Annotated in this window: 12 protein-coding genes; 5 read left to right on the forward strand and 7 right to left on the reverse strand. The window is 71.9% G+C overall.

What is annotated here, in order from left to right; genetic code table 11:
* The coding region (locus ACLEQD_RS28455) for a PAS domain S-box protein (protein WP_410388274.1) at positions 1-262 on the reverse strand (262 nt) is incomplete at its 3' end.
* Positions 151-726 carry a hypothetical protein gene (locus tag ACLEQD_RS28460; protein ID WP_410388277.1) on the reverse strand — a complete coding sequence of 192 codons (576 nt, stop codon included), beginning with the start codon at positions 724-726 and terminating at the stop codon, positions 151-153. The genes ACLEQD_RS28460 and ACLEQD_RS28455, both read right to left, overlap by 112 nt.
* Before the next feature lie 340 nt (positions 727-1,066).
* On the opposite strand from ACLEQD_RS28460, the gene ACLEQD_RS28465 reads away from it, so the two are divergent.
* Together ACLEQD_RS28465 and ACLEQD_RS28470 are read left to right on the forward strand one after the other, a co-directional pair.
* The gene (locus ACLEQD_RS28465; RefSeq protein ID WP_410388259.1) at positions 1,067-4,126 is read left to right on the forward strand and encodes a helicase-related protein; all 3,060 of its coding nucleotides are present in this window, start codon (positions 1,067-1,069) and stop codon (positions 4,124-4,126) included.
* Positions 4,127-4,228: 102 nt separating this feature from the next.
* Positions 4,229-5,026: a TadE/TadG family type IV pilus assembly protein gene (locus ACLEQD_RS28470; protein WP_410388260.1), complete on the forward strand. Its 798-nt coding sequence runs from the start codon at positions 4,229-4,231 to the stop codon at positions 5,024-5,026.
* A 247-nt stretch (positions 5,027-5,273) separates the two neighbouring features.
* On the opposite strand, the gene ACLEQD_RS28475 is transcribed toward ACLEQD_RS28470, so the two are convergent.
* The 3 genes from ACLEQD_RS28475 to ACLEQD_RS28485 all read right to left on the reverse strand — a co-directional run bounded on the left by ACLEQD_RS28475 (position 5,274) and on the right by ACLEQD_RS28485 (position 5,936).
* Positions 5,274-5,420, reverse strand: coding sequence for a hypothetical protein (locus tag ACLEQD_RS28475; protein WP_410388262.1), 147 nt, complete (start codon positions 5,418-5,420; stop codon positions 5,274-5,276).
* A 147-nt stretch (positions 5,421-5,567) separates the two neighbouring features.
* Positions 5,568-5,753 carry a hypothetical protein gene (locus ACLEQD_RS28480; protein WP_410388264.1) on the reverse strand — a complete coding sequence of 62 codons (186 nt, stop codon included), beginning with the start codon at positions 5,751-5,753 and terminating at the stop codon, positions 5,568-5,570.
* A 48-nt stretch (positions 5,754-5,801) separates the two neighbouring features.
* On the reverse strand, positions 5,802-5,936 hold the full coding sequence (locus tag ACLEQD_RS28485; RefSeq protein WP_410388266.1) for a hypothetical protein: 135 nt from the start codon (positions 5,934-5,936) through the stop codon (positions 5,802-5,804).
* Positions 5,937-6,544: 608 nt separating this feature from the next.
* On the opposite strand from ACLEQD_RS28485, the gene ACLEQD_RS28490 reads away from it, so the two are divergent.
* Both ACLEQD_RS28490 and ACLEQD_RS28495 read left to right on the forward strand, forming a co-directional pair.
* Positions 6,545-7,528, forward strand: a complete 984-nt coding sequence (locus ACLEQD_RS28490; protein ID WP_410388267.1) for a hypothetical protein — start codon at positions 6,545-6,547, stop codon at positions 7,526-7,528.
* Between the two features lie 23 nt (positions 7,529-7,551).
* Positions 7,552-8,247: a hypothetical protein gene (locus ACLEQD_RS28495; RefSeq protein ID WP_410388269.1), complete on the forward strand. Its 696-nt coding sequence runs from the start codon at positions 7,552-7,554 to the stop codon at positions 8,245-8,247.
* 65 nt (positions 8,248-8,312) lie between these two features.
* Here the strand turns inward: ACLEQD_RS28495 and ACLEQD_RS28500 are convergent, their stop codons facing one another.
* Complete coding sequence (locus ACLEQD_RS28500; protein ID WP_410388271.1) at positions 8,313-8,867, reverse strand: hypothetical protein; 555 nt, start codon at positions 8,865-8,867, stop codon at positions 8,313-8,315.
* A 2-nt stretch (positions 8,868-8,869) separates the two neighbouring features.
* The gene (locus ACLEQD_RS28505) at positions 8,870-9,631 is read right to left on the reverse strand and encodes a hypothetical protein (RefSeq protein ID WP_410388275.1); all 762 of its coding nucleotides are present in this window, start codon (positions 9,629-9,631) and stop codon (positions 8,870-8,872) included.
* A 144-nt stretch (positions 9,632-9,775) separates the two neighbouring features.
* Between ACLEQD_RS28505 and ACLEQD_RS28510 the strand changes: the two genes are divergently transcribed.
* Positions 9,776-10,292, forward strand: a 517-nt coding sequence (locus ACLEQD_RS28510; RefSeq protein WP_410388272.1) for a hypothetical protein, incomplete at its 3' end; no start/stop codon positions are given.

The raw sequence follows: 10,292 nt of genomic DNA on the forward strand, positions 1-10,292 counted from the left end.
GCACGCACGCGTCCGCCACCTCCGGCACGCACAGGCGGGTGAGCGCGTTTCCCAGCTCCTTGGCCCCGGCCTGGGGCTGGAGCACGCGGCCCGCCTCCGCGAGCAGCGCCTGCATGCGCTCGGTGCGCTTGCGCTCGGTGATGTCGCGCGTCACCTCCGCGAAGCCCTGCAGCGTGCCGCCCTCGGCGTACAGCGCGGTGAGCAGCGTCTCCGCCCAGAAGCGCGAGCCGTCCTTGCGCACCCGCCAGCCCTCCGACTGCAGGCGCCGCTCGCGCGCGGCCGCTCGCGGTGGGAGGTGGGCAGTCCGTGCGCCACCGCGTCCGGCACGTGCAGCACCTCCGCGCGCTGGCCCACGATGTCCGACGACGTCCAGCCGGTGAGCCGCTCCGCGCCCGTGCTCCAGCAGGACACCGTGCCGTCCGGCTCCAGGAAGCACAGCGCGTAGTCGCTCACGCCATCCATGAACAGGTGCAACCGCTGTTCACTCTGCAGCCGCTCCGCGTGCATGGGGCCCAGCGCGTTGCGCAGCACCATCACCAGCGCGAGGAGGGCACCCAGGCCCAGGAGGCCGCTGAGGATGTCGGAGACGTGATGGAGGAAGGCCCCGTCCTCCACCGCCAGCGTGTGGGTCGCGGACACCAGGGTGGCAAGCAGGATGAGTCCGGCCAGAAGGCACGCGGACAGACCCGCACCTACCCTCTGCGCGAAGGTCCAACGTCGCAGCATGTGGCACTCCCCCCCGACGGCACCGAGCGCTTCTGTGCAGAAGGACCCTCAACATCACCGAAAAGGTGGGGTGAGCGACATCGCACTGCCGGGCAGGGTATCCTATAACCCCGTTTTTACCTGTTTGTCATGAAATCATGGAGCCTACCTGGCAGGAGGGGAAGTTTTCGGCGGGCAGGACGCGGTGGGGCTGTCTGGTGGCGGACCGGATTCCGGGGCCGCCGGGAACCCGGGCCTGGAATCAAGGGGTTGGAAGCGGAGGAGGTGCTCGTGAAATGGCCTTCCGGGCGCCGGGACGTTATGCAGCGCCCCCCTCCTCGCATCCGGGTGTTGCACGCATATGGCGTCTCTCGTCGAAGGTCTGAAGGTTCGCTACCTCCCGCAGCCCGAATGGGGCGTGGGGCATCTGGTGTCGCTGCAGGAGCAGGGGGCCAAGGCCCTCATCGCCTTCCCGTCCCGCGAGGATGCGCCGGTGCTGGTGTCCACGCGCGGCGGCGCGCTGGTGCCGTACCAGTTGCCGAAGGGCGAACCCATCCAGACGCCGAAGGGGCGCAAGGCCACCATCCTGGGCGAGGAGCCGGGCGCGCGCGGCCTGCGCCGCTACGTGGTGCGCTTCGAGGACACGGGCGAGGAGGACGAGCTGCCGGAGTCCGAGGTCCGCGCGCTGGCGCCGCGCTCCGACCTCCTGTCCACGCTGCGCGACGGGCGGGTGGGGGACGCGAAGGCGTTCATGCTGCGCAAGCAGGCCCTGGTGCTGGACGACGAGCGCCGCGGCGACGCGCTGGGCGCGCTGCTGGCCAGCCGGGTGATGGTGAAGCCGCACCAGGTGGGCGTGGTGCAGCGCGTGCTGTCCGCGCGCCGGCCGCGCTTCGTGCTGGCGGACGAAGTGGGCCTGGGCAAGACGATTGAGGCGGGCATGGTGTTCAGCGCGCTGCGGCTGGTGGGCCTGGCGCGCAGGTGCCTGGTGGTGGCGCCCAGCCACCTCACCGTGCAGTGGCTGGTGGAGCTGTTCCACAAGTTCAACCAGCTCTTCACGCTGATGGACTCGGACCGCTACGAGCAGTCGCTGAAGGAAGCGCCGGACGTCTCCCCGTGGGCGCGCTTCCCGCTGGTGGTGACGAGCCTGGAGCTGCTCAGCCGCACCCGCGAGCACCGCGAGGAGGTGGCGGCCGAGGACGCCTTCTGGGACCTGGTCATCATCGACGAGGCGCACCACCTGAAGGGCGAGAAGGCCTTCGCCGCCGCGAAGGGGCTGGCCGCGAACTCGTGGGGCCTCTTGCTGCTCACCGCCACGCCCATGCAGCTGGACCCGGCGGAGTACCACGGGCTGCTCACCCTCATCGACGCGGCGACCGCGCCGTCCGTGAAGGGCTTCGAGGCGCGGCTCCAGCGCCAGGAGGAGCTGTCCACCGCGGTGCGCGCGCTCATGGCGGGCAAGGCCGACGGCAAGGACGCGAAGGCGGCCGTGGCCTCGCTGGCGAAGCGCTTCCCGGAGGACGCGCGGCTCCAGACGCTGGAGGAGAAGGCGGCGCTGCTCGCGCACCTGGCGGAGACGTACAGCCTGTCGGACCGGCTGGTGCGCAACCGGCGCGCGGTGGTGGGCGGCTTCTCCACGCGCAGGCTCCACCGGCACCCGGTGCAACTCACGGCCGAGGAGCTGAAGGCGCGCGATACGGCGCTCGCCACGCTGGCGACGGGCACGCTCCGCGGCGCGCCGCTGGCCAACGTGCTCAGGCGCCTGGAGTCCAGCCCCGCGGCGTTCATGGGCGCGGTGAGGTCCAACCCGGCGCTGAAGGGCGCGGACCTCAAGCTGACCGGCCGCGACGCGAAGCTCGTCGCGTTCGTGGGCGTGCTGCGCGGCATCTGGAAGGCGGAGCCGCGCGCGAAGGTGCTCGTGTTCACGGAGAGCCGCGACACGCTGGAGTCGCTCCAGTCGGAGCTGTCGCGCGAGGGCGTGGAGGCGCTGGGCTACCACGGCGACCTGCCGCTCGTGGAGCGCGACCGGCAGGTGGCGCGCTTCCGCGACCCGGAGGGCCCCCGGGTGCTGCTGTGCACGGAGGTGGGCGGCGAGGGCCGCAACTTCCAGTTCGCGCACCACCTGGTCCACTACGACCTGCCGTGGAGCCCCTCCACCGTGGAGCAGCGCATCGGCCGCCTGGACCGCATCGGCCAGACGCACCCGGTGGAGATCCACGTCTTCGACCCCGCGGGCACGCTCGCGTCGGACGTGCTGATGCTGCTGGCGGACGCCGTGGGCGTCTTCGGTGAGACGGTGGGCGGCCTGGACGCGGTGCTGGAGGAGGTGGAGGACCGCATCGCGGACCTGGCCCTGCTGCCCCGCGAGGCGCGCGTGGAGTACGCCGCGGAGCTGAAGGCCCGCGTGGAGGCGGCGCGCGAGCAGGTGAAGCGCGCGTACGACCCGCTCTTGGACGTGCGCAGCTTCGACAAGCCCGCCGTGGCCCGGCTGGTGGCGCGCGCGCAGGAGCGCATGGGCGAGGAGCCAGCGGAAGAAGACTCCGAGGACGAGGCGCCGCCGCTGGAGGACGGGCTGTGGAGCGTGGCGCGCGACCTGGACGAGCGCCTGGAGGAGACCGTCACGGAGCTGGCGCGCCGCGTGGGCATTGGCGTGGACACCGACGAGCAGGTGGAGGCCTTCCAGGTGGCCTTCCAGTTCGGCCACGCGCTCAACGTCGAGGGCCTGCCCGGCATCGACGTGATGCAGGACCGCACCGTGCTGGGCACCTTCTGGCGCGACACCGCCGTGGAGGCGGAGGAGCTGGAGTACTTCGCCACCGGCCACCCGCTGGTGGAGGCGCTGTTCGGCTTCCTCAAGGACGGCCCCTACGGCCGCAGCGGCTTCCGCCACATCGAGAAGCGCGGCGTGAAGAAGCCCGCGCGCGGCCTGGAGCTGCTCTTCCACGTCCAGCTCCCGGAGCCCCAGGACACGACCCCCGGCGCCCGCGTGCCCAGCCGCCAACTGGCGCGCTTCCTGGCGCGCACGCTGCTGCCCGTCGCCGTGGTGGACGGCCCCCAGGGCCCCGTGGCCGACCCCGCCGTGCTCCCCGCCCTGGAGGCGGACGGCAAGGCCCTGAAGGGGGACGAGGTCCACCAGGCCTTCTCCGGCTTCGGCGCCTTCGTGGACGCCGCGCTGCCCGTGGCCCAGGCCGCCGCCGAGGCGGAGCTGGCCCGGTCCGCGAAGAAGGCCCGGGCCGCCATCGAGGCGGAGCGCGACGCCGCCGCCAGCCGCCTGCGCCTCTCCCTCTCCCACCAGGGCCTGCCCCCGGAAGAGGTGGAGGCCCAGGTTGACGCGGAGCGCCATCACTATGAGCGCCTGCTGGGGGCGCTCGCGGGGGCCAAGGTGGTCCTGGACGCCGCCTGCGGGTTCACCCTCAACAGGTGAGCCAAACAGTTGTGTCATAATGGAATCGGCGTTGTCTGCGTTCCGGCCATTTGACCGATTCCCCAATCATCGAGAATCTAGGAGGAAGGCAGCCTCCCCCTTATGGCCTTCCCCCGCCCCCAGCGTCGGCAGCACGAGTCCGGTCAGGCCGCCGTGGAAGCGGCGTTGTGCATGCCGCTGGTGGTGTTCATGGTGCTGGGCTCGCTGCAGCTCTTCATGCTGCTGCAGGGCCGCATCCTGGCGCAGGTGGCGGTGTACCGCGCGGTGCGCGCGGGCAGCCTCAACCACGGCAGCTGCGAGGCGATGACGCACGCGGCGCTGGTGACGATGCTGCCCACGGTGGAGCACACCCGGACGCCCGCGCAGCTGGCCGCCGCCTTTGAGGACCGCAAGCGCAACTACCTGCGCGTGCGCGGCTCCAAGGGCACGCTCTTCACCGAAGGGCCCATGGTGGAAATCGTCCGCGAGTCCCCGGACGTGGGCTGGGTGCGCAGCCTCGCGGGCGACGAGGATTTGATGTTCGACGCGCCCACGGACTCGGCCGCGGAGATGCAGCGGCGCACGCTCGAGATCCGCATGGTGGCCTGGTACTACATGCGCATCCCGTTCGCGGACTGGGTGATGAGCCGCATGTTCCTGGCCCAGTTCCACCTGAAGAACTACACGAACGCGAACCCGCTCAACCCGGCGCAGAAGGAGTCCGACTGGTGGGCGGACACCGACGTGGAGCTGGGGCCGGATGACTGGCCCGGCGGGGACCTGGGGGACCGGATGGTGCGCTGGAACGCGCAGGGCCACTACCTGTTCCCCATCCAGGTCCACGCGGCCATGCGGATGATGACCCCGGTGAAGGCGTCGAACTTCCAGGGAGGTGCCGGATGCAGCCTGCACGGCTTCTGAAGTCCGGCGCGCGCGGCCAGGCGCTGGTGCTGTTCTCGCTGACGTTCCTCCTGCTCACGCTGATGGTGCTGCTCACGCTGGGCTTCGGCATGCGCGCCAAGGAGCGCGTCGAAATCCAGATGGCCGCGGACGCGGCGGCCTACAGCCAGGCGGTGTCCACGGCGCGCACGTTCAACGCCATCGCCGTGATGAACCGCGCCCAGATTGCCCACATGGTGGCCATGGCGGGCACGCAGTCGATGATCAGCTACGGCAGCCAGATGTACGCCGCGCGGCAGACGTCCGCGTGCCCCATGCCCGCGCCCGCGTGGTCCGGCCTGGACGAGGCGGCGGCCATGCAGACGCTGTCGCTGCAGGGGCGCGCGGGCTCCATGTTCCGCGCGGAGCTGGCCATCTACAACCGGCTCATCGGCGCGCACCTGGCGAACCAGGGCCTGACGAACCTCATCGCCAAGGAGGTCAACCCGGAGCTCTTCGCTCCGCCCGAGGGCGCCAACAAGTCGCTGGCGGAGGTGTCCGGCGGCGCGTCCGCCGGCTCCAGCTACGACGACCTGATGCAGCAGGAGAAGACCGGCACGGTGCCGGAGACCTCCGGCGCGGTGATGCCCACCGGCGGAGGCCAGGGCAACGCCACCCGCAACGCCACCATGGGCAGCCTGGGCTGGACCTGGGTGCACAACCGCCCGAGCGGCAGCGCGGGCTTCGGCTCGGGCGCGGCCGCGCACAACCCGGGCTTCCAGCACTACGCCAGCGCGGGGGCGATGGACTCCTCCACCTACCAGACCATCTCCGGCCGCAACTCGTGGGCGCACGACCACGGCCGCGCCATCACGGAGACCTGCCCGGACGGCACCCCCATCACCGCCGCGGCGACGGACGCGTGGGTGATGTCCGACGAGAGGCAGTCCAACGAGGACCAGCACGTCTACGGCGCGAACAAGCCGCCCCCCGGCCAGGGCGCGGAGAACAACACCACCGTGGACGAGCGCCACACGCTGGGCGAGTGCGTGGTGTGCCCCGGCATCTGGCCCTATTCGGTGGGCTTCAACGCGGCGCTCCTGCACGGCAACGCGGATGAGAACGACTACGGCCAGCCCAAGCTGTACGCGATGCTCCAGCGCGACTACGCCAGCGACTCGCGCCGCGCGAGGCCGGATCCGTGGAACCTGCTGTTCACCTTCAAGTTCGCGAACCAGGAGACGGAGTTCGACAACGCCGCGCCGCTGGGCCGCATCCAGCCCACGGGCCGCGAGGACGTGCAGCGCAACCAGGTGGCGCTGGCCGCGGGGCTCGCCTACTACCACCGGCCCCGGCCGGCGGCGGCGGGCGGAGGCTGGGAGGAGCCGCCCAACTTCCTCAACCCCTTCTGGCGCGCCACGCTGGTGAGCACCGAGGCGCCCGCGACGACAAGCCCGCGCGCAGCCTGGAGCAGGCCGGCTTCTCCGAGCACGCGGACGCGCTGCGCCGGCTGGACAGCGCCGGCTACCGGGGCGGCAGCAGCACGGGCGGGAGGTACTGATGCGCGCGCGCGCTTCCAGGTCGCGCCGCGGACAGGCGCTCGTCGAGACGGCGCTGGGGTCCATGGTGTTCGTCACCATCCTCCTCTTCGGCATCTACTTCGCGGAGGTGGGCGCGCTGACGCTCAAGGTGCAGGAGGCCGCCAACTTCGCGCTGTGGGAGGCCACCGGGCACGTGATGCACAACCCGGAGAACGGCGTCTTCCAGCGCTCGAACGCGGAGGCGCTGGCGTCCTCGGAGGCCTCCGGGCGCTACCAGGACTTCGACGGCCGGGCCAGCCAGACGAGCGGCAGGATGACCTTCCAGCTGGCCATCGCGCGCGCCACGCGCGTGCAGGTGGACTGCGAGCCCACGCGGCCCGCGGGCAGCCCCGTGGACATCCTGGGCACCCGCCCGGTGGACGCGGATCCGGGCTCGGCGGCGCTGGGGCTGGCCATGAACACCCAGTCCGACGGCATCTCCTGCAATGCGTTCACCTCCCTGCGCGCGGAGCGGCTGGGCACCTTCATGGAGCCGGAGTTCTTCAAGGTGTCGCACCGGCTGGCCAGCGACCAGTTCCGCGTGTGCGCCGCCGGGCGCGCGTCCGGCGGGCGCTGCACCCGGCGCTTCTTCATGCTGCTGGACGACTGGGGCCTGTCGGGCGTGGCGGAAGGGCGCGAGTGCCCGCTCAGCACCAACACCGGAGGCCCCTGCGCGAACGTGGACTACTACGGCTGGGCCGAAAGCGTGTACCGCGAGAACGGCGGCGGCGGGAGCGCCGGCAGCGCGCTGATGGCGGGCGTGGGCGCGACGGGCGGCGTGAACGAGGACCAGTTCTTCATGAGCTTCCGCGGCGCGGAGAGCAACTACGAGCAGAGCATCGGCGCGTCGCACGCGGGCAACCAGACCGTCTGGGAGACGACCCCCTTCGTGGCGCCCAACGTCTCCCCCAACTACCGGAGCGACGGCCGGCGCAACAAGTGGCTGGGAGGCGTGCCGCATTGAGCGGGGCGGGTGTCCGCGGGCGCGTGGCGGCCGGGGTGCTGGCGCTGATGGTGGCGCTGTCCGCCCGGGCCCAGCCCCCTGATGCGGGCGTGCCGGACGCGGGCGTGCAGGCGGCGCCGCGCTTCGCGTGGCCCCAGCTCCAGGTCATCGCGCACGTGGAGTCCAGCGACATCGTGGAGGCGGGCGGCATCCCCGTGGCGCTGCGCGCGGTGCACGTGAAGGAGAACATCCGCGAACTGGTGCAGCGCTTCGCGGATGCGTTCCGCGACGGCGGGCTCTACGTGCCGCCCGGCAAGGAGCAGGCGCAGTACGCGAACAACGCGGCCATGCTCACCGCGTTGGATCCAAAGCGCCGCATCACCTACACCGTGGTGATGATGCCGCAGCCGGACGGCACCACCACGCTGTACCTGGGGGAAGCCAACCACGCGCTGGCGCGTCCGCCGGAAGCGGCGGGGGACTTCGCGCCGCTGCCGCCGCGGGCCCAGGGCGTGCTGCGCGTCAACGCGGAAGGGTCGCGCACGCTCACCTTCGAGGTGCCGCTCACGGGCCAGGAGGTCCAGGCCTTCTACGACGACGCGCTGGCGAAGGCCGGGTGGAAGCGCGGCGACGAGGCCGGCCTGTACTCGCGGCCCGGCGCGGAGCTGCGGCTCACGCACCAGCCCGGCAAGGGCGGGCAGCGCGGCGTGGTGCTCATCTACCAGCAGCGCGCGCGCTGATCAGGCGCGCGGGCAGCGGCGCGCGCATTGAACAGGCGCGCGGGGCAGCAGCGCGGCTGAGTTGATCAGGCGCGCAGCTTCTCGCGCAGCGTCTTGGCGCGGCCCTGCATGTCGGGGTCCAGGCCGGTGAGCTCGATGGACTTCAGCCGCTGGTCCAGGCTCTTGGGCAGCTTCTTCTGGAGCGTGCCCGCCTCCTGGAGCAGCTCCAGCTTCGCCAGCGCCTTGTCCACGATGCGCTCGCGCGGGTGGTCCAGCAGGCTGTCGAGGAAGTACGCGTCCTCGGGCAGGTCCGGGTACTTCTCCAGGTAGTCCACCACGCCCTTCACCCAGTCCGCGCGCGTCTCCGACTCCTGCACCTTTCGCAGCGCGTCCTTCTGGGCCTTGCGCTTGCCCTCGGGGTCGAAGGTCTTCGCCAGGCCCTCGGGCAGCTCGCCGCCGGTGAAGAGGGCGTCCGCGGCCGTCTTGTATTTCTGGTAGCTGGCGCTGCGCTCCAGCTTCTGCTGCGCCGGGTCGTCCTGGCGCGAGTGGTACTTGCTCTTGCCGCGCTGCGCGTCCAGCTCGCGGTAGGACTTGTTGCGCTTGCCGGTGAAGCCACCACCGTCGTTGTCGTCTCGGGCCATCTTCATCTCCCCTTGCGGGCGCGCCACAGCGCCGCCAGTCCCCGCCGGACGAGGGTGCGCACCTGCGCGAGCTCCTCGGGGGCGAGGGGGTGCTCCTCGTCCTGCTCCGCCTCGAACAGCGCTTCCGTCACGTAGTCCTGGAGGGTGTCCGGCGCGGGCGGCGCATCCGGTTCCCTGTCCAGGGCCCTGGCATCCACGGCCAGGAGCCCCGGCGGCCAGCCCAGCTCCAGCATGGCGTGCAGCTCGAAGAGCAGGTGGCGGGCGACCCCGTAACCTTCGTCCGTGAGGCCAGCGGCGTCAAGCGCACCCAGCAGGCTGTCCTGCCGGTTCTCGTAGGCATGCATCAGCCGCGTGCGCGCCTTGTCGTCGTCCTCCAGGTAACGCCAGGCCGCCTCCACGAATTCGCTGGAGGGCTCACCGGGGTGGAAGGGCGCGGGCGGCTGCAGCCGCTCCTTCTTCGGGCGCGGCGGGCGGGGGCCGTCATCCAGCCGCACCTCCTTGCCCTCCAGCACCAGGTCCCAGAGGCCCAGCAGGTTCTGGTACAGGCGGCGCGCCAGCTCCGCGTCCCGGAAGCGGGGCTCCCCCGCGAAGAGGGTGGGAATCACCTCGCTGGAGTCGGCGCCGTCGGCACGCGCCTCGCGCATGCGCTCGAGCACGTCGGCGGTGTCGCAGGGGCTGCCGGCCAGCTCCAGCAGTCCGTCGAGCGTCTGTGCACCCTCGAACTGGCGGACGAAGTCGGGGGCTCGGTTCTTGGAGCGGCTCATCGTGAAATGGACGGTAGGCACAAGGCGGGCATCCGCGCACGGGGCATTCACGCCTGGACGGCGCGGCTTCCGTTTCGGGCGCCGCGCCCCTACTCTGCGGCAGTCATGGCCGTGGAACCTTCGTCCGACCCCTTGAAGTCCGCGATGCAGGAGCTCTATCGCGCGCGCGCGGTGGAGGGTCCCCTGGGGGAGAACGGCCTGCGCACCGTCTGGCACCTGTCTCCCCAGGGCGCGGAGTTGATGTCGCTGGTGGACGAGGACGGCCGGGTGCGCCGCCAGGAGCTCACGCTGCTGGACGAGCACTGCATCTGGGCCAGCGGCCAGGGCGTGCGCACGGGCCGCGTGGAGTCAGGCGAGGCGCGCCCCGTGTCCACGGAGGTGCGCGCGGACCCGGAGCTGGTGCCGCAGCGGCTGGTGCGCGCCGCGCAGGCGCTCGCCACCTACGAGGGGCAGGACCGTTACATCCTGCACATGCAGCGGGTGCTGGCGCTGGCGCGCGAGGGGCTGGAGATGTCCAGCGTCATGTCGCCGGAGCTGCTGGGCCGGGGCCCTGGCACGACGCGCGACGCCGGGCCCACGCGGACCGTGACCTTCACGCCGGTGGCGCCGCCGCCTCGGGAAGTGATTCCCGCCGCCGCGCCGGAGCCCGCGCCGGAGGCGG

The sequence above is a fragment of the Corallococcus sp. 4LFB genome (assembly GCF_046520365.1).
GTDB lineage: Bacteria > Myxococcota > Myxococcia > Myxococcales > Myxococcaceae > Corallococcus > Corallococcus caeni.

Bases quoted from the DNA above. Each gene is read 5' to 3' on its own strand.
- ACLEQD_RS28460 (WP_410388277.1), bottom strand. From the start codon at position 726: ATGCTGCGACGTTGGACCTTCGCGCAGAGGGTAGGTGCGGGTCTGTCC.
- ACLEQD_RS28465 (WP_410388259.1), top strand. From the start codon at position 1,067: ATGGCGTCTCTCGTCGAAGGTCTGAAGGTTCGCTACCTCCCGCAGCCC.
- ACLEQD_RS28470 (WP_410388260.1), top strand. From the start codon at position 4,229: ATGGCCTTCCCCCGCCCCCAGCGTCGGCAGCACGAGTCCGGTCAGGCC.
- ACLEQD_RS28475 (WP_410388262.1), bottom strand. From the start codon at position 5,420: ATGGCCAGCTCCGCGCGGAACATGGAGCCCGCGCGCCCCTGCAGCGAC.
- ACLEQD_RS28490 (WP_410388267.1), top strand. From the start codon at position 6,545: ATGCGCGCGCGCGCTTCCAGGTCGCGCCGCGGACAGGCGCTCGTCGAG.
- ACLEQD_RS28500 (WP_410388271.1), bottom strand. From the start codon at position 8,867: ATGGCCCGAGACGACAACGACGGTGGTGGCTTCACCGGCAAGCGCAAC.
- ACLEQD_RS28505 (WP_410388275.1), bottom strand. From the start codon at position 9,631: ATGAGCCGCTCCAAGAACCGAGCCCCCGACTTCGTCCGCCAGTTCGAG.